Origin of the sequence: Pseudomonas sp. HD6422, assembly GCF_025377065.1 — a bacterium.
GTDB classification, from domain to species: Bacteria; Pseudomonadota; Gammaproteobacteria; order Pseudomonadales; family Pseudomonadaceae; genus Aquipseudomonas; species Aquipseudomonas putida_U.
In genome coordinates, this window is the sequence record NZ_JAHWIW010000060.1 from 1 (window position 1) to 18,612 (window position 18,612).

General features: G+C 63.2%; 16 protein-coding genes. 10 read left to right on the forward strand and 6 right to left on the reverse strand.

The features are described 5' to 3' along the window. Positions 1 to 72 precede the first annotated feature (72 nt). The gene (locus KY379_RS26400) at positions 73 to 936 is read right to left on the reverse strand and encodes a LysR substrate-binding domain-containing protein (protein ID WP_261242161.1); all 864 of its coding nucleotides are present in this window, start codon (positions 934 to 936) and stop codon (positions 73 to 75) included. A 112-nt stretch (positions 937 to 1,048) separates the two neighbouring features. Here KY379_RS26400 and KY379_RS26405 point away from each other — a divergent pair, with 112 nt between their 5' ends. Then, a complete protein-coding gene (locus KY379_RS26405; protein ID WP_261242168.1) occupies positions 1,049 to 2,155 on the forward strand; it encodes a 2-aminoethylphosphonate--pyruvate transaminase in 1,107 nt (368 codons plus the stop codon). A gap of 34 nt (positions 2,156 to 2,189) precedes the next feature. Further along, positions 2,190 to 3,017, forward strand: a complete 828-nt coding sequence (phnX, locus tag KY379_RS26410) for a phosphonoacetaldehyde hydrolase (RefSeq protein ID WP_133332122.1) — start codon at positions 2,190 to 2,192, stop codon at positions 3,015 to 3,017. Between the two features lie 65 nt (positions 3,018 to 3,082). On the opposite strand, the gene KY379_RS26415 is transcribed toward phnX, so the two are convergent. Further along, entirely contained in the window at positions 3,083 to 3,643 is a 561-nt protein-coding gene (locus KY379_RS26415; RefSeq protein ID WP_261242174.1) for an NADPH-dependent FMN reductase, read from the reverse strand. Between the two features lie 157 nt (positions 3,644 to 3,800). Between KY379_RS26415 and KY379_RS26420 the strand changes: the two genes are divergently transcribed. Further along, a complete protein-coding gene (locus KY379_RS26420; protein WP_133332120.1) occupies positions 3,801 to 4,019 on the forward strand; it encodes a hypothetical protein in 219 nt (72 codons plus the stop codon). Here KY379_RS26420 and KY379_RS26425 read toward each other — a convergent pair. From KY379_RS26425 to KY379_RS26440, 4 genes are all read right to left on the reverse strand, one after another. Beyond that, complete coding sequence (locus tag KY379_RS26425; protein ID WP_261242175.1) at positions 4,003 to 6,252, reverse strand: Orn/Lys/Arg decarboxylase N-terminal domain-containing protein; 2,250 nt, start codon at positions 6,250 to 6,252, stop codon at positions 4,003 to 4,005. The genes KY379_RS26420 and KY379_RS26425 overlap by 17 nt on opposite strands. A gap of 113 nt (positions 6,253 to 6,365) precedes the next feature. Beyond that, complete coding sequence (gene dnaQ / locus KY379_RS26430; protein ID WP_261242181.1) at positions 6,366 to 7,121, reverse strand: DNA polymerase III subunit epsilon; 756 nt, start codon at positions 7,119 to 7,121, stop codon at positions 6,366 to 6,368. Between the two features lie 51 nt (positions 7,122 to 7,172). Further along, entirely contained in the window at positions 7,173 to 7,619 is a 447-nt protein-coding gene (rnhA, locus tag KY379_RS26435; RefSeq protein WP_133332119.1) for a ribonuclease HI, read from the reverse strand. Between the two features lie 13 nt (positions 7,620 to 7,632). Beyond that, positions 7,633 to 8,406, reverse strand: a complete 774-nt coding sequence (locus KY379_RS26440; protein ID WP_133332118.1) for a class I SAM-dependent methyltransferase — start codon at positions 8,404 to 8,406, stop codon at positions 7,633 to 7,635. Between the two features lie 85 nt (positions 8,407 to 8,491). Between KY379_RS26440 and gloB the strand changes: the two genes are divergently transcribed. The 7 genes from gloB to KY379_RS26475 all read left to right on the forward strand — a co-directional run bounded on the left by gloB (position 8,492) and on the right by KY379_RS26475 (position 18,338). Beyond that, on the forward strand, positions 8,492 to 9,271 hold the full coding sequence (gene gloB / locus KY379_RS26445) for a hydroxyacylglutathione hydrolase (RefSeq protein ID WP_261242197.1): 780 nt from the start codon (positions 8,492 to 8,494) through the stop codon (positions 9,269 to 9,271). Between the two features lie 100 nt (positions 9,272 to 9,371). Then, positions 9,372 to 10,790, forward strand: a complete 1,419-nt coding sequence (locus KY379_RS26450; RefSeq protein ID WP_133332116.1) for a lytic transglycosylase domain-containing protein — start codon at positions 9,372 to 9,374, stop codon at positions 10,788 to 10,790. 181 nt (positions 10,791 to 10,971) lie between these two features. Then, positions 10,972 to 12,798, forward strand: coding sequence for an extracellular solute-binding protein (locus KY379_RS26455; RefSeq protein WP_409977302.1), 1,827 nt, complete (start codon positions 10,972 to 10,974; stop codon positions 12,796 to 12,798). Beyond that, on the forward strand, positions 12,795 to 14,630 hold the full coding sequence (locus KY379_RS26460) for an extracellular solute-binding protein (RefSeq protein ID WP_133332115.1): 1,836 nt from the start codon (positions 12,795 to 12,797) through the stop codon (positions 14,628 to 14,630). Before KY379_RS26455 ends, KY379_RS26460 begins: the two co-directional genes overlap by 4 nt. A gap of 1 nt (position 14,631) precedes the next feature. Continuing rightward, positions 14,632 to 15,705, forward strand: coding sequence for a microcin C ABC transporter permease YejB (locus KY379_RS26465; protein ID WP_133332114.1), 1,074 nt, complete (start codon positions 14,632 to 14,634; stop codon positions 15,703 to 15,705). A 1-nt stretch (position 15,706) separates the two neighbouring features. Further along, positions 15,707 to 16,726 (forward strand): ABC transporter permease, encoded by a 1,020-nt coding sequence (locus KY379_RS26470; RefSeq protein WP_133332113.1) that lies wholly within the window; start codon positions 15,707 to 15,709, stop codon positions 16,724 to 16,726. Position 16,727: 1 nt separating this feature from the next. Continuing rightward, positions 16,728 to 18,338: an ABC transporter ATP-binding protein gene (locus KY379_RS26475; protein WP_261242199.1), complete on the forward strand. Its 1,611-nt coding sequence runs from the start codon at positions 16,728 to 16,730 to the stop codon at positions 18,336 to 18,338. The last annotated feature ends 274 nt before the right edge of the window (positions 18,339 to 18,612 follow it).

Below are 18,612 nucleotides of genomic sequence, written 5' to 3' on the forward strand. Positions count from 1 at the left end.
CGAGGAACATTCTCGCGGTCGGGCATGGCCGTCTACCTGTAGGAATTCCCGTCCTTTAGGGCGGGGAGGATGTCAAGACTCGCCTGCCAGATGCAGAAAGGCCTGGATCAATCGCAACTCACGGCGGCGTTCCAGGCAACCGATCATGTGCTGGTTCACCAGCCCTTCGCCAGCCAAGGGGCGCGCCACGATGCGCGGATCGTTGGCGACTTCGGTCGACGATACGACGCCGACCCCCAACTGCGCAGCCACCGCCTCGGTCACGGCTTCGCGACTGTCCAGTTCCAGCAACACCCGTGGATGCACCCCGGCAGCCGCGCAGGCGCGGTCGAAGGTAAGGCGGGTGGTCGAGCTCGGCTCGCGCAGGACCATGATCTGTTCGTGCAGATCGGCCAACGGCAGGTCATCCGGCGCAGTTGCCCAGGTATGCCCAGCCGGCAGCAGCGCACACAGCCGCGACTCGCACAGGTTCTGCAGATACAGCCCCTGGCGTGGCTCGATTTCGGTGAGCACGGCGACGTCCGCATGCTCTGACAACAGCGCCGCCAGGGTTTCCTGGGCATTGCCCAGACGCAGATTGACGGTGATGCCCGGGTAGCGCTCACGCAACTGCGCCAGCATCGGCATGACCCGGTGCGGGCCATCGGCCGCGACCTCCAGGCGCCCGGTCAGCAACTGCCGGTTGGCCTCTAGCATGGCCTGGGCTTCCTCGGCCAAGCCGAACATCGCCCGGGTGATCGCCGCCAGGCGCGTGCCCTCCTCCGTCAGCTCGACCCGGCGAGCAGTGCGACGCAGCAGGGTGATCTGGTAATGCTCCTCCAGGGCCTTGACATGGCCGGTCACTGCCGGCTGGCTGATGAACAGCCGCGCTGCAGCGCGGGTGAAGCTGCCTTCGCGGGCGACGGCATCGAAGGCGCGAAGCTGGAAAAGATTCATCTGTATCGGCCTGACTTATAACTGGCATAACAACAAACAATTTGATTGATAACAGCCGGAATTGCAACCTGAGCGCCATGGATTCAGCCCACCCCCTGTGAGGAACCACGGCATGAGCACCCCCCCGATTCTGCTGACCCCCGGCCCATTGACCACCTCGGCGCGCACCCGCCAAGCCATGCTGGTGGACTGGGGTTCCTGGGACCGCGATTTCAACCAACTCACCGCCAGCGTCTGCGAGCAGTTGCTGGCGATCATCGACGGCAGTGCCAGCCATCATTGCGTCCCGCTACAGGGGAGCGGCACCTTTGCCGTGGAAGCCGCCATCGGCACACTGGTACCCCGCGATGGCAAGGTCCTGGTGCTGATCAACGGCGCCTACGGCCAGCGCCTGGCGAAAATCTGCAAGGTGCTGGGTCGTGCCTACAGCACCTTCGAAACTGCCGAGGACCAACCGACCACTGCCGCCGATGTCGACCGCCTGTTGTCTGCTGATCCGGCCCTGACCCATGTGGCGTTGATTCATTGCGAAACCAGCACCGGCATTCTCAATCCGTTGGCGGAGATCGCCCAGGTCGTCGAGCGTCACGGCAAGCGCCTGATCATCGATGCCATGAGCTCGTTCGGCGCCTTGCCGATCGACGCTCGCCAGATCCCCTTCGAAGCCCTCATCGCCGCGTCGGGCAAATGCCTGGAGGGTGTACCGGGCATGGGTTTCGTCTTCGCCGAGAAAAACGCCCTGGCAGCAGCCGAAGGCAACGCCCACTCTCTGGCCATGGACCTGCACGACCAGCATGCCTACATGGCCAAGACCGGACAGTGGCGATTCACCCCACCCACCCACGTGGTCGCCGCCCTGCACGAAGCCCTGGCGCAGTACAACGAGGAAGGGGGGTTGCCAGCCCGTCACCAACGCTACGCCGACAATTGCCGCACCCTGCTCGACGGCATGGCTGCCATCGGCCTGCGCAGCTTCCTGCCCGCCGCGATCCAGGCGCCGATCATCGTCACCTTCCACGCGCCCAACGACCCACGCTATGAGTTCAAGGACTTCTACGAGCGGGTCAAGGCCAAAGGCTTCATCCTCTACCCCGGCAAGCTGACCCAGGTCGAAACCTTCCGCGTCGGCTGCATCGGCGTGGTCGGCGCCGAGGGCATGCAAGCCGCCGTCGATGCCGTAGCCCAGGTACTGCAGGAAATGGAAGTACTCGACATCTGACCCTTGGCCCATCCAATTTCAGGAATCAGCGCACATGAATTACAGCAACCCCAGCCAACTGCAAGCCGCCATCCTCGACTGGGCCGGCACCGTGGTCGATTTCGGCTCGTTCGCCCCCACGCAGATCTTCGTCGAGGCCTTCGCCGAGTTCGATGTAGAGGTGTCCATCGAAGAGGCCCGGGGACCGATGGGCATGGGCAAGTGGGACCACATTCGTACCCTGTGCGACGTTCCGGCCATCGCCGAGCGCTATCGCAAGGTGTTCGGTCGCACGCCGACAGATGATGACGTGACGGCCATCTATAACCGGTTCATGCCGCTACAGATCGAGAAGATCGCCGTGCATTCGGCGTTGATCCCCGGCGCGCTGGAAACCCTCACGGGTCTGCGCCAGAGCGGACTGAAGATCGGCTCGTGCTCGGGCTACCCGAAAGTGGTGATGGACAAGGTGGTCGAACTGGCTGCACAGAATGGTTACGTCGCCGACCACGTGGTGGCCACCGACGAGACGCCGAATGGCCGTCCTTGGCCGGCCCAGGCGCTGGCCAACGTGATTGCACTGGGTATCGACGACGTGGCGGCCTGCGTCAAGGTCGACGATACCGTGCCAGGCATTCTCGAAGGACGCCGGGCGGGGATGTGGACCGTGGCGCTGGTGTGCTCGGGCAATGCTCTGGGGCTGACCTGGGAGGCATACCAGGCGCTGGACGCGGGGCAGCTGGAGAGCGAGCGCAAGCGGATCCATGCGATGTTCGAGGGATCTCGACCGCACTACCTGATCGATACCATCAACGATCTGCCGGAGGTGGTGGCCGACATCAACCGACGGTTGGCCAAGGGCGAGATGCCGCAGGCGTTCTGACGCAGCGGCGTCGAGGCATTCGCGGGCAAGCCCGCGAATGCAATGGGACAGGCGCACGTGGTCTATCAGACCCCCCGGTTCAGCTTGACCCAGGAAGCGAACTTGTCGATGAAGGCCTGCAAGAACGGACGAGTCTTGTCACTCAGCTTGCCGGCCTCGTCGAACAGGCTAGCGGCACCACCGATATAGGCTTCCGGCATCTGCATGCAGGGCATGTCGAGGAATACCAGCGATTGACGCACCGCATGGTTGGCGCCAAATCCACCAATGGCACCAGGCGAAACGCTCGCCACCGCGGTCGGTTTGCCGCTCCAGGCGCTCTGGCCATAGGGCCGCGAACCCACATCGATGGCGTTTTTCAGGCAACCCGGCACCGAGCGGTTGTACTCCGGGGTGACGAACAATACCGCATCACTGCGCCTTATTTCGTCGCGAAAACGCGTCCAGGCCTCCGGCGCACCGGCGGTCTCGACATCTTCGTTATACAGCGGCAGGTCACCGATCTCGACGATCTTCAGCGCAAGGCTCGATGGCGCCAGCTCCGAGAGCGCACGGGCGACCTTGCGGTTGTACGAGTCCTTACGCAAGCTGCCGACGACTACCGCTACCGAATACACCTGGGTCATGGCATTTTCCTACCTTTACTGGGTTAAGAGACGTTGTAGTTATAGATGACCACTGCGCGGCGACTTGGTTTTTTTTCCTACAGCCGAAAACTTCCCTGTATCTTCCATGGTCTATCCCTGCAGACATTTCCTACGTAATTCAGAGGTTTTCACCCAAATGGCAGCAGTAATGGTCGGCCAATTCCACGCCCGTGATGCAGAAGGCCGCATCTATCCCGTCCACGAATTTCAGGAGTCCACGCTCCAGGCCGACGGCAGCACCTTGGGCGCACCGATCACCACCTATCGCCTGGCCATCGGCGATCGGGTCACCCACCTCGGTGAGGATCGCTTCGAACTGGCGCAGAGTGGCGTCGAGATCATCCGCATTCCTTGATGCAATCGACCGTATAGCGGTCGTTGTCGGCCTGAAGGCCATGGACGTCGGCAACGAAGCCAGGAAAGCCGCTACTGAAAGCGCGGGCAAATGCCAGGTAGTCGAGTATCGCGCGGGTCTTTTCGGTGAAGCGCTCGCCCGGCATGATCAGTGCGATACCCGGCGGGTATGGCACCAACATCACCGCCGCGACTCGCCCTTGCAATGCCTCGATCGGTACTGCTTCGACCTCACCGCGGACCATGTGGTCATAGGCCTGAGCCGGGGTCATCGCCACCTCCGGCAGGCAGGTGAACAGGCGTACCAATTGCTTGGCCGTGGCGTTGGCCCGATAACAGTCATGCAGCTGATCGCACAGCTCACGTAAGCCAAGACCTTGGTAGCGCTTGGCATCTACCGCGACGATGCTCGGCAGGCAGACGCCGAGTGCAGTGTTGGCATCGTAGTGCCGCTTGAACTCCAGCAGTTCGGTCAGCAGCGTGCTCCATTTGCCCTTGGTGATGCCCATGGAGAACAACACCAGGAAGCTGTACAGCCCGGTTTTCTCCACCACCAGCCCACGCTCCCAGAGAAACTTGCCCACCACCGCTGCCGGAATGCCGTGCTCCCCAAGTACGCCTCCGGCGCTCAATCCCGGCATCACCAGCGTGACCTTCAGCGGGTCGAGCAACACATAATCGTCGACCACCTCGGCAAAGCCATGCCAGGAGGCCCCCGGCTGCAGTGACCAATCCTGCGCATTGAGTTGCTGGCAGCCCTCCGCAGCCGGCGGCTGCCAAATACTGAACCACCAGCCCTCGGGCGCCAGGTGCTCGCGCAGGTTGGCCAGGGCGCGGCGAAAACTCAAAGCCTCATCGAACATTTCCTGCAGCAGCGAGCGCCCGGCGGGGCCCTCCATCATCGCCGAGGCCACGTCCAGCGAGGCAATGATGCTGTACTGCGGCGAGGTGGAGATGTGCATCATGAACGCTTCGTTGAAGCGGTCACGATCCAACTGCCGCTGCGCGCCTTCCTGCACATGGATCATCGACGCCTGGCTGAAAGCAGCGAGCAGCTTGTGGGTGGAGTGGGTACTGAACACCAGCGGACTTCCCTCCGTGCACGCGGTGCCCATGGCATAGCGCTCGGTGAAGAACCCATGAAAAGCGGCGTAGGCGAACCAGGCTTCGTCGAAGTGCAGCACCTCCACGCTGGCAGCCAGGGCCTGCTTGATCAGTCCGGCGTGGTAACACAGGCCGTCGTAGGTCGAGTTGGTGACCACCGCCAGTTTGATGCGCGCTTCCCGCCCCTTGGCCAACGGATGGGCCTGAATCTTGGCCTGAATCGCTGCGGCGCTGAATTCGCTCAATGGAATCGGGCCGATGATCCCCAGTTCGTTACGCTCGGGGCACAGATAGATCGGGATGGCCCCGGTCATGATGATCGCGTGCACGACGGATTTGTGACAGTTGCGGTCCACCAGCACCAGATCGTCGCGCCCGACCATGGCGTGCCAGACGATCTTGTTAGCGGTGGATGTGCCATTAATGACGAAGAACGTGTGGTCGGCGCCGAAGTTGCGCGCGGCACGGGCTTCGGCCTCGGCCAGCGGTCCGGTATGGTCGAGCAGCGACCCCAGCTCCGGCACCGAGACGGAGAGGTCCGAGCGCAGGGTGTTTTCCCCGAAGAACTGATGAAAGGCCTGGCCGACCGGGCTCTTGCGATAGGCCACGCCACCTCCGTGACCCGGCGTGTGCCAGGAGTAGTTGGACTGCGCGGTATGCTGTACCAGCGCTTTGAAGAACGGCGGCAACAGGCCATCGAGGTAATTGTGCGCAGCCCGCGCCACCTGCCGGGCCAGGAACGGCACCGTGTCCTCGAACAGGTAGAGGATGCCGCGTAGCTGGTTGAGCTCGCTCATGGCCTCGGCGGGGGCATTTTCCAGCGTGACCTGTTCGCCCAGGGCAAAGATCGGCAGGTCGGGTGCACGCAGGCGCGCCAGGCCGATCAACTCGGCCATGTTCTGCAGCAGGTGCGTGTTGTCGCCAGCGCCCTCGGCGGCGAGCAACATGCACGCCAGGCCATGGTGGGTGGCCGCGACCAGGCGTGCCTCGGCGTGGTCAGCAGCCTTGATGACGGTGAAACCGTCCTGGGTGAGCTCGTCGGCGATACCGCGGATACGCTCACCAGCCACACTATCGGCCTTGATGGCGCGGTGGACGATGAGGATGGGGAACTTGAGGTCCTTGTACATCAGGCAACTACCTCCGAAGGACAGGGCGATGCCTTCAGGGTAGTTGAGCCGCGGCGGTCGATGATGGCCACTTCAACCCAGCGGGGCGCGAAGCAGCCGGGACAGGGGAACGGTCAGGTGGCCGACGGCTCGCTCAGGGCCTGCCACATCGACGGTGCACCGGCTGACTTGGCGATCGCCGCCAGGCGCTCGGCATGGGCTTCGAGCTCCTCGGCGCTGGCAATGATCACCCGTCCCATGGCTCGACCGGTGATGCGGCGGATTTCACTACCGCCGCTGCCCTGCCCTTCATTGTCACCCTCGGCGCCGTGACCTGCCAGCGACAGACTGGTCTGGCCACCGGTCATCGCCAGATAGACATCGGCCAGCAACTCGGAGTCGAGCAGTGCGCCGTGCAGTTCACGCCCCGAGTTATCGATGTCGTAGCGTTTGCACAGGGCGTCGAGGCTGTTGCGCTGACCGGGGTGACGGGCACGTGCCAGCAGCAGGGTGTCGAGAATGGTGCAATGCTGCGAGATGTCGGCGCGCTCAGATTGCCCGAGCAAGGCGAACTCGTTGTTGATGAAGCCGACGTCGAACGCCGCGTTGTGGATGACCAGGGTGGCACCCTGGATGAACTCGAAGAACTCCTCGGCCACATCGCCGAAGCGCGGCTTGCCTACCAGGAACGCATCGGTGATGCCGTGGACGTTGATCGCACCTTCGTCGCTTTCGCGGTCCGGCTGCAGGTAGACGTGGAAGTGCCGTCCGGTCAGGCGCCGACCGATGACCTCGACGCAACCGATCTCGATGATCCGGTGGCCTTCGGTAACCGGCATGCCGGTGGTTTCGGTATCGAGAATGACGAACCGTTTATCTTGCTGCTCCACGCGCAGGCTCCACACTTGAACACATCACAAAGCGTGGGATTGTACCCCACCTCAACGCTGCGCGCGCACCTCGTCGACGCCCCGATTGGCCAGCTGGTCGGCGCGTTCGTTACCAGGGTGGCCGATATGCCCCCGCACCCATTTCCAGGTCACCTTGTGGCGATTGACCTGTTCGTCGAGCTGCTGCCACAGGTCGGCGTTCTTCACCGGCTCCTTGGCGGCGGTCTTCCAGCCGCGCTTCTTCCAGTTGCTCATCCATTCGTTGATGCCCTTCATCACGTACTGCGAGTCAGTGGTCAGCACCACTTCGCATTCACGCTTGAGGGCCATCAGGCCCTGGATCGCAGCCATCAGCTCCATGCGGTTGTTGGTGGTCTCGCGCTCGCCGCCCCACAATTCCTTCTCGACACCCTTGTAGATCATCAGGACGCCCCAGCCACCAGGACCAGGATTACCCTTGCAGGCGCCATCGGTGTAGATCTCGACGTTATCGCTCATGTACCACTCATGTTCAGTGCTTTTCGGATTCGGGGTCGGCGGCGCTGCGGTTGACTTTGGCCAGCGGCAGCGGCAGCAGCTTGCCCATGGGCTCGCGGCGTTGCGGACGCAGGGGGCGCAAGCCGACCACCATCTTGCGCGCGACCAGCAGGTAAACACCGCCGCCCGCGCTCTGGCGCCCTCCCGCGACTCGCTCCCAGCCCGCCAGGCGTTGCTGCCAGGCCGGCGAGGCAAGCGGCGGACGATAGCACCCGAAGCGGCGTTTCTCCAGCGCGAAGCCCAGCAGGTTGAGCCAGTCACCCACCCGCGATGCCGAGATGCAACGTGCCTTGCGCAACGCACCATGGCTGAAGAAATGGCGCATGCCCCAGCTGCTCCAGGGGTTGATGCCGACGATCAGCAAATGCCCGCCCGGCCGAACCGCACTGGCCGCTTCACGCAGCAGACCATGGGGCGAGAGGCTGAAATCCAGGCCGTGCTGCAGCACCACCACGTCGGCGGCGTGCTCACCCAGGGGCCAGGCCTGCTCTTCACAGACGATCTCGACCCCAGGCAACGGCGCACCGAGGCGGACGTTGCGCTGCACCTGCGGGGCGGTGGGCGGCGCATCGGCGCAAGGTCCGTAGTGCACCAGATAGCCGCCGAAGAAGCGCCCGAGCTCTTCTTCGAGCAGTTTTTCCTCTTCTTTCAACATCAGTTGCCCAATCGGCCCGTCGAACCACTCACGGGCCAGGCTGATCAGCTTGACCCAGTCCGGGTCGGCCTGGGCAAAGGCTTGGTCGGTCATTGCGTTCTCCCTCGAAGGTTCTCGCCCCGCGCCATCGCGGCTAAGATGCCTTCATGTCCCACGCTTGGCGAATCGGATCCGCACCATGATACAGATCGATGCACTACCCGCTTTCTCCGACAACTACATCTGGTTGTTACAGGATACTGCCAAACGCCGCTGCGCGGTGGTCGACCCGGGCGACGCAGGCCCGGTGCAAGCCTGGCTCGACGCCCACCCCGACTGGGTACTGAGCGACATCCTGGTCACCCACCATCACCAGGACCACGTCGGCGGTGTCGAACGCCTCAAGCAGCGAACCGGCGCACGCGTCTGCGGCCCGGCGAACGAGCACATTCCCGGCCGCGACCTGGCTTTGCACGATCATGACCAGGTCGAGGTGCTCGGCCTGACCTTCGACGTACTGGCAGTGCCGGGTCATACCCTTGGCCACATTGCCTACTATACGGCCGACCAGCCAGTGCCGCTGCTGTTCAGTGGCGACACCTTGTTCGCCGCCGGCTGCGGGCGCATGTTCGAAGGCACGCCGGAGCAGATGCAACCTGCCCTCGCCCGCCTGGCGGCGCTGCCGAGCGCGACCCAGGTGTACTGCGCACATGAATACACTCTGAGCAATCTGCGCTTTGCCAAGGCCGTGGAGCCTGAAAATCCGCACATTGCCCAACGCTTCGAAGACGTGACACGGTTGCGCGCTGACCATCGCATCACCTTGCCATCCACGATCGGCCTGGAGCGCCAGACCAACCCCTTCCTGCGCACCGCTGAAACATCCGTTAAACAAAAAGCAGACGAATGGAAGGGGCTTTCCAATACAAGCCAAGCCGCTGTTTTTGCTGCCTTGAGGTCTTGGAAGGACAGCTTCTGATAACCCCAAGATATATCGCATAGTGCGCTCAAAGGTTGACCCGGCTGGGAGCGGTTTCTAGAATCGCCGAAATTTTTTGCCCGGATAACTGTCCCCGCCGATGTCTTCTCGTAGCCGCAGAACCTCTCATTCCGTTGCCCTGACGCGCCTGGCCCAGATCAGTGCGCTTGCCCTGGCCGCCACGCTCGTGGGCTGCCAGAGCACCCGTCAGCTCGACGAAGCCGACAGCGTTCGCGCACACAGCTACCAGGCGCGGATCAAGCACAAGCCCCAGACGCTGGCGGTCAAACCCGCCGAGCAGGCCCCGCAGGACGTGTGGGAGCGGATGCGTCAAGGCTTCGCCCTGCAGGACGATATCGACGTCAATCCGCGCATCGAGCAACAGCGCCTGTGGTTCGCCAGCAATCCATCGTTCCTCGAGAACGCCAGCGAGCGCGGCAGCCTGTATCTGCACTACATCGTCGAGCGTCTCGAAGAGCGCAACATGCCGCTGGAACTGGCCCTGCTGCCGGCCATCGAGAGCGCGTACAACCCGATGGCGTACTCCCGGGCCCATGCCGCCGGCATGTGGCAGTTCATCCCATCCACCGGTCGCCACTTCAACCTGCGCCAGACCAGCTTCTACGATGGGCGCCGCGACATCACCGCCTCGACCAACGCGGCCCTCGACTACCTGAGCCGCCTGCACGATATGTTCAACGGCGACTGGCTGCTCGCCCTGGCCGCCTACAATGCCGGCGAAGGCACCGTCAGCCGCGCCATCGAACGCAACGAGCGCCTCGGCCTGCCCACCGACTACTGGAACCTGCCATTGCCGCAGGAAACCCGCGACTACGTACCCAAGCTGCTGGCCCTGTCACAAGTGGTCTCCACCCCGGAGGCCTATGGCGTGAACCTCAGCCCGATTGCCAACGAACCCTACTTCGAGGCCATCGCCATCAACGAACGACTCGACCTGTCGCGAGTCGCCGCCTTCGCCAATATCGACGAAGACGAGCTGATCCAGCTCAACCCCGCATTCAAGAAGCGCATGACCGTGGATGGCCCCAAGCAGCTGTTGGTGCCGACCGCCAAAGCGCAGCTGCTGAGCGACAGCCTGTCCAACCTCAAGCCCGAGCAGTTGCTGAGCCTGCAACCGAACAAGGCCGTGTTCGCCCGGGCCATGGCCGAGGCCAAGGCGCCTGCAGCCCGTAGCTACCGGGTCAAACGTGGCGACAACCTGAGCACCATCGCTCGGGCCAACCGGGTTTCGGTAAAGGACATCCAGCGTTGGAACAAGCTGTCGGGCAGTCGCCTGAAGGCCGGCCAAGTACTGGCGCTACGTGGTGGCAGCAGCGCGGGCAACCGGGTCGCCGCCTCCGGGAAGCGCTCCACCCAGTACAAAGTCCGCAAAGGTGACTCGCTGTATTTGGTTGCCAAACGTTTCAATGTCGAGATGAAGCACCTCAAGCGCTGGAACCCGCGCAGCGGCCACGCGCTCAAGCCCGGCCAGACGCTGACCGTCTACCTGCCGCACTGATGTAATCGGGATGTCCTTGATGCTGCATTGATGTCAGGGGTCGCGCTGCGGCCCTCAAGGCCGCCGTCCAAGGCGCCGTGGGCATCCCGAAATCACGTCCGACATCCTCTTTTTCCAATCCCGCCAAGCTGTTACTGTACTCCGACCAAAGCCCAACGCCTCTGGATCGGATGCCGCCTTGATACGTCCCCTCCTGCTGCTCCTCAGCCTGGCCTTGAGCTTTCCCGCAGTCGCGATGGTGAGCGAAAGCCACGGATACGCGCAGTTCGGCACGCTCAAGTACCCAGCCACATTCACTCATTTCGACTGGGTCAATCCGCAAGCGCCCAAGGGCGGCACCTTGCGCGCCATGGCATTTGGCACCTTCGACACGCTCAACCCTTATACCTTCAAGGGCACCAGCCCAGTCACCACGCCCAACTTCCTGCAGTACGGCGTCAGCGAACTGAACGAGACGCTGATGGTGGGCACCGGCCAGTACGACCCTTCCGGCGACGAGGCCACCTCCAGTTATGGCCTGATCGCCCGCACAGTGGAGTACAGCGAGGATCGCAGCTGGGTGGTGTTCAACTTGCGCCCGGAAGCGCGCTGGCATGACGGCACGCCAATTACCTCGGCGGACGTGGCCTTTTCCTACCGCACCTTGCTCAAGGACGGCCATCCGATCTACCGCACCAACTTGCAGGAAGTCGCTCGCGTCGACATCCTCGGCCCGCTGCGCATCCGCTTCGTGTTCAAGCGCGCAGGCAACCCGCTGCTGATCCTGCGCCTGGGCGAGATGCCTGTGCTGCCCAAGCACTACTGGCAAGGCCGCGACTTCAAGGCCACCACCTTCACTCCGCCCCTGGGCAGCGGCCCGTATCGCATTACCGAGGTGCAACCCGGACGCCGCCTGGTGTTCACGCGGGTCAAGAACTACTGGGGCAAGGACCTTGCCGTCAATCGCGGAAAATACAATTTCAACCGTGTCGAATACGAGTTCTACCGCGACGCCACGGTGGCGTTCGAGGCATTCAAGGCCGGCGAATTCGACATCTATATCGAACACCAGGCCAAGAATTGGGCCAACGGCTACACCTTCCCGGCCGTGCGCCGCGGCGAGGTGATCAAGGCGCAGATTCCCCACCGCATCCCGACCCAGACCCAAGGCCTGTTCATGAACAGCCGCCGCGCCACGTTCAGCGACGCCCGCGTACGCCAGGCGCTGGGCCTGATGCTCGACTTCGAGTGGACCAACCGCGCCCTGTTCAGCGGTGCCTACCGACGCTCGACCAGCTACTACCCAAACAGCGAATTCGCGGCCACCGGGCTGCCCACCGGCAAGGAGTGGCTGCTGCTGGCCCCCTGGCGTGAGCAACTGCCCGACGCGCTGTTCACCCAACCTTTCCAGGTCAGCCATACCGATGGCCGCGGCATCAACCGCCAGACCCTGCGCCAGGCGCTGGCCCTGCTCGGCCAAGCCGGCTGGAAGCTCGATGGCCAACGCCTGGTCAACGCCAAGGGCCGGCAACTGCGCATGGAGATTCTGCTGGTCAACCCGAATCTCGAACGCATTCTGCAGCCCTATGTCGAAAACCTTGCAAGTATCGGCATCGATGCCCACTTGCGTACCGTGGACCGCGCCCAGTACAAACAACGCCTGGACCAGTTCGACTTCGACATGATCCTGATGACACTCAGTCAGACCTTGAGCCCGGGCCTGGAGCAATGGCTGTATTTCCACTCCAGCCAAGCCTCGACCAAAGGCGGCAAGAACTACGCGGGGGTCAAGGACCCGGTGGTCGACCACTTGCTCGACACCCTTCTCGCCGCCCGCACCCGCGATGATCAGGTGGCCGCCGCCCGCGCTCTGGACCGCGTGCTCTCATGGCAGTACTACATGATCCCCAACTGGTACCTGGACAACCATCGCCTGGCCTACCGCAACCGGTTCGCCTTCGTCACCACGCCGCCCTATACACTCGGGTTGAACAGTTGGTGGATCAAGACTTCGGAGAAAGCCCAATGACGCCATTGCCCCGCCTGCGCCGGTTGGCAGGCAGCCTGCTGCTCGCCTGCCTGAGCCTTCCGGCCCTGGCCGCACCGCAACATGCGCTCACCCTCTACGACGAGGCGCCGAAATACCCGGCCGACTTCAAGCACTTCGACTACGTCAATCCCGACGCCCCCAAGGGTGGTACATTCCGCCAGTCCAGCTTCGGTGGTTTCGACAGCCTCAATCCGTACATCAACAAAGGCGTGCCTGCCGACGGTTTGGGCCTGATCTACGACACCTTGATGCGCCAGAGCCTGGACGAGCCGTTCACCGAGTACGGCCTGGTCGCCGGCAAGATCGAGAAAGCGCCGGACAACAGCTGGGTACGCTTCTACCTGCGTCCCGAGGCGCGCTTCCATGATGGTCATCCGATCCGCGCCGAGGACGTGGTGTTCACCTTCAATGCCCTGACCACCCAGGGCGCGCCGCTGTACCGGCAGTACTACGCCGATGTCGCCGAGGTGGTCGCTGAAGACCCGTTGCGCGTGCGGTTCACCTTCAAGCACAAGAACAACCGTGAGCTGCCGCTGATCCTCGGGCAGCTGCCGGTACTGCCCAAGCATTGGTACCAGGACCGCGACTTCGCCCGCGGCAATCTGGAGATTCCGCTGGGCAGTGGCCCGTACCAGATCGCCAAGGTCAAGGCCGGGCGCTCGATCCGCTATGAGCGGTTCAAGGACTACTGGGCCAAGGACCTGCCGATCAACCGCGGCCAGTACAACTTCGATGTCATGACCTTCGACGCCTACCGCGACAACACCGTGGCCCTGGAGGCACTGAAGGCCGGCGCGTTCGACTACTGGCTGGAGATGAGCGCGAAGAACTGGGCCACCGCCTACAACGTCCCACCGGTGCGCGAGGGCCGCCTGATCAAGGAAGAACTGCCCAACGGCAACCCCACGGGTATGCAAGGCTTCATCTTCAACCTGCGCCGCCCGGTGTTCCAGGATATCCGTGTACGCGAAGCGCTGAGCCAGTTGCTGGACTACGAGTGGACCAACAAGCAGCTGTTCAACGGCGCCTACACCCGCACCGGTAGCTACTTCGAAAACTCCGAGATGGCCGCCCGCGGCCTGCCCAGCGACGACGAGCTGCGCATTCTCGAACCGCTGCGTGGCAAGGTCCCCGAACGGGTCTTCAGCGAAGCCTTCCACAACCCGGTGAGCGATGGCAGCGGAATGATCCGCGACCAGCAGCGCAAGGCCTACCATCTGTTGCAGGCAGCCGGCTGGAAGATCGTCGACGACAAGATGGTCGATGCCCAGGGTAAACCGGTGAGCATCGAGTTTCTTCTCGCGCAGACCGAGTTCGAACGCGTGCTGCTGCCCTTCAAGCGCAACCTCGCCGATCTTGGCATCGAGCTCAATATCCGCCGTGTCGACGTCTCCCAGTACATCAACCGCCTGCGCTCGCGCGACTTCGACATGATCGTCGGCGGCTTCCCGCAATCCAGTTCGCCGGGCAACGAACAGCGCGAGTACTGGACCAGCGCCGCCGCCGACAATCCAGGCAGCCGCAACTTCATCGGCCTGCGCGACCCGGCTATCGATCAGTTGGTGGAACAACTGATCAACGCCGACTCGCGCCAGAGCCTGATCAACCACACCCGGGCCCTGGACCGCGTGCTGCTGTGGGGCTACTACGTGATCCCCAACTGGCACATCAAGACCTGGCGCGTGGCCTACTGGAACCACATCGGCCATCCCAAGGTATCGCCCCGGTACGACGTGGGAATCGACACCTGGTGGATCAAACCCGAGGTGACCCCAACGGTCACCGAGGCGCCCGCAGACGAGGCGAACTGACATGCTGGCCTACATCCTGCGGCGCCTGCTGCTGATCATCCCGACCCTGTTCGGCATCCTGATCATCAACTTCGTCATCGTCCAGGCCGCCCCCGGCGGCCCGGTCGAACAGATGATCGCCAAGCTCGAAGGCTTCGAGGGCGCCACCAGCCGCATCGCCGGCGGCGGTGCCGAAGTCTCGGTGGCCGGCTCCAACTACCGCGGTGCCCAGGGCCTGGACCCGGCGCTGGTGGCCGAGATCGAGAAGATGTATGGCTTCGACAAGTCGGCGCCGGAACGCCTGTGGATCATGATCAAGAACTACGCCCGACTCGACTTCGGCGACAGCTTCTTCCGCGACGCCAAGGTCATCGACCTGATCGCCGAGAAGATGCCGGTATCGATCTCGCTGGGGCTGTGGAGCACCTTGATCATGTACCTGGTGTCGATCCCGCTGGGCATCGCCAAAGCGGTGCGCCACGGTAGCCACTTCGACGTCTGGACCAGTTCGGCGATCATCGTCGGCTATGCCATCCCGGCATTCCTGTTCGCCATCCTGCTGATCGTGCTGTTCGCCGGCGGCAGCTACTTCGACTGGTTCCCGCTGCGCGGACTGACCTCGAACAACTTCGACGAACTGAGCACCACCGGCAAGATCCTCGACTACTTCTGGCACCTGGTGCTGCCGATCACCGCACTGGTCATCGGCAACTTCGCCACCATGACCCTGCTGACCAAGAACAGCTTCCTCGACGAGATCAACAAGCAGTACGTGATCACCGCCAAGGCCAAAGGCCTGAGTCGGTCGCGGGTGCTCTACGGGCACGTGTTCCGCAACGCCATGCTGCTGGTCATCGCCGGATTCCCCTCGGCGTTCATCGGCATCTTCTTCACCGGTTCCCTGCTCATCGAGGTGATCTTCTCCCTCGACGGCCTGGGACTGATGAGCTTCGAGGCAGCGATCAACCGCGACTATCCGGTGGTGTTCGGCACCTTGTTCATCTTCACCCTGCTGGGGCTGGTGGTGAAGCTGATCGGCGACCTCACTTACACCCTGGTCGATCCGCGCATCGACTTCGCCAGCCGGGAGCACTGACATGGCCTTGTCCCCTCTCAATCGCCGGCGCTTCGAGCGCTTCAAGGCCAACCGTCGCGGCTGGTGGTCGCTGTGGTTGTTCCTCATCCTGTTCGGCCTGAGCCTGGGTGCCGAACTGATCGCCAACGACAAGCCGATCGCAGTGCGCTACGACGGCCAGTGGTACTTCCCGGCATTCAAGCGCTACCCGGAAACCACCTTCGGCGGCGAATTCCCGCTGGAGGCCAACTACAAGAGCCCGTACATCCGCGAACTGCTGGCCAAGAAAGACAGTTTCATCCTGTGGGCGCCCATCCCCTTCAGTTACCAGAGCATCAACTATGACCTGCAGGTGCCTGCCCCGGCCCCGCCCTCGGCGGACAACTGGCTGGGCACCGACGACCAAGGCCGCGACGTGCTGGCTCGGGTGATCTATGGTTTCCGCGTGTCGGTGCTGTTCGCCCTGACGCTGACCGTGCTGAGCTCGATCATCGGCGTGATCGCAGGCGCCTTGCAGGGGTTCTACGGCGGCTGGGTCGACCTTGCCGGACAACGTTTCCTGGAGATCTGGTCTGGCCTGCCGGTGCTGTACCTGCTGATCATCCTGGCCAGCTTCGTGCAACCCAATTTCTGGTGGTTACTAGGGATCATGCTGCTGTTCTCGTGGATGAGCCTGGTGGACGTGGTGCGGGCCGAATTCCTGCGCGGGCGCAACCTCGAATACGTGCGTGCCGCCCGCGCCTTGGGCATGCGCAATGGCGCGATCATGTACCGGCACATCCTGCCCAACGCGATGATCTCGACCATGACCTTCATGCCGTTCATCCTCACCGGCGCCATCGGCACCCTCACCGCCCTGGACTTCCTTGGCTTCGGCCTGCCACCGGGGGCGCCCTCGCTGGGTGAACTGGTGGCCCAGGGCAAGTCCAACCTGCAAGCGCCGTGGCTGGGTATCAGCGCCTTCGCCGTGCTGGCGATCATGCTGAGCCTGCTGGTGTTCATCGGCGAATCCGCCCGCGATGCCTTCGACCCGAGGAAGTGACATGAGTGAACAGAACCTGATCGAAGTGCGTGACCTGGCGGTGGAGTTCATCACCGGCGAACACGTCAATCGCGTGGTCGACGGCATCAGCTTCGATATCCGCAAGGGCGAGACCCTGGCGTTGGTCGGCGAGAGCGGCTCGGGCAAGTCGGTCACCGCCCATTCGATCCTGCGCCTGCTGCCCTACCCGCTCGCCCGGCACCCCAGCGGCAGCATCCAGTACCAGGGCAAGGACCTGCTACAGCAGGGCGAGAAGGCCATGCAGCGCATCCGCGGCGACCGTATTGCCATGATTTTCCAGGAGCCGATGACGTCGCTGAATCCGCTGCACAGCATCGAGAAGCAGATCAACGAGATCCTTCTGCTGCACAAGGGGCTGACCGGCAAGCAAGCCACCGCGCGCACCCTCGAGTTACTGGAGATGGTCGGTATTCCCGAGCCCCGCAAGCGCCTCAAGGCCTTGCCCCACGAGCTCTCCGGCGGCCAGCGCCAACGGGTGATGATCGCCATGGCCTTGGCCAACGAGCCGGAACTGCTGATTGCCGACGAACCGACCACGGCGCTCGACGTCACCGTGCAGCTCAAGATTCTCGACCTGCTCAAAGCGCTGCAGGCACGTTTGGACATGGCGCTGCTGCTGATCAGTCACGACCTCAATCTGGTACGACGCATCGCCCATCGGGTATGCGTGATGCAGCGTGGGCAGATCGTCGAGCAGGCCGACTGCGCCACACTGTTCAGCGCGCCGCAGCATCCCTACACACAGATGCTGATCAACGCAGAACCCAGCGGCCTGCCCGCGCACAACCCGGTCGGCGCGCCGCTGCTGGAAGTCGACGACCTCAAGGTCTGGTTTCCGATCAAGAAGGGCCTGCTGCGCAAGACGGTCGACCATGTGAAGGCGGTCGATGGCATCAATTTCAGCCTGCCTCAGGGCCAGACCCTGGGCATCGTCGGCGAAAGCGGCTCAGGCAAGTCGACCTTGGGCCTGGCGATCCTGCGCCTGATCGCCAGCCGCGGCGGCATCCGCTTCCACGGCCAGGCCCTGGAAGACATGAACCAGAAGCAGGTGCGGCCACTGCGGCGGGAAATGCAGGTAGTGTTCCAGGACCCCTTTGGCAGTCTCAGCCCGCGCATGTCGGTGGCGGAAATCGTCGGCGAAGGCTTGCGCATCCACCGCATCGGCACCGCCGAGGAACAGGAAGCGGCGATCATCGCCGCGCTGAAGGAAGTCGGCCTGGACCCGCACACCCGCCACCGTTACCCCCATGAGTTCTCCGGTGGCCAGCGCCAGCGCATCGCCATCGCCCGGGCATTGGTGCTCAAACCTGCCCTGATCCTGCTCGACGAACCGACCTCGGCACTGGACCGCACCGTGCAACGCCAGGTGGTGGAGCTGCTGCGCAATCTGCAACAGAAGTACAACCTGACCTACCTGTTCATCAGCCATGACCTGGCGGTGGTCAAGGCGCTGAGCCATCAGTTGATGGTCATCCGTCATGGACACGTTGTGGAGCAAGGGGATGCGCAGGCGATTTTCCATGCGCCGCAGCATCCCTATACGCGGCAGTTGCTTGAAGCGGCGTTTCTGGAGGTGGAAGCGGCTTCGTGATGATAGGCACCGCGGGTGTAGTAGCTCAGCCTGGTGAGGCGTGCACCGCAAAACCGGTTCTTCACGGATTGTCGGGGAGCTTGGCTTGGCTTGGCTTGGCTTGGCATCTAGATCGTGGGCTGATCCATTGTGTGTAGTGGCGCTACTGGCCCCTTCCGCCTTTACGGCGGGTCCCTTTTGTCTTGGCAAAAGGGACGCAAAACCGCTTGCTCCTGCATCCGGCCCTCCGCTGCGCTACGGGTCCCCTCGCTACGGCGCCTTCCGGGCCCGCGCG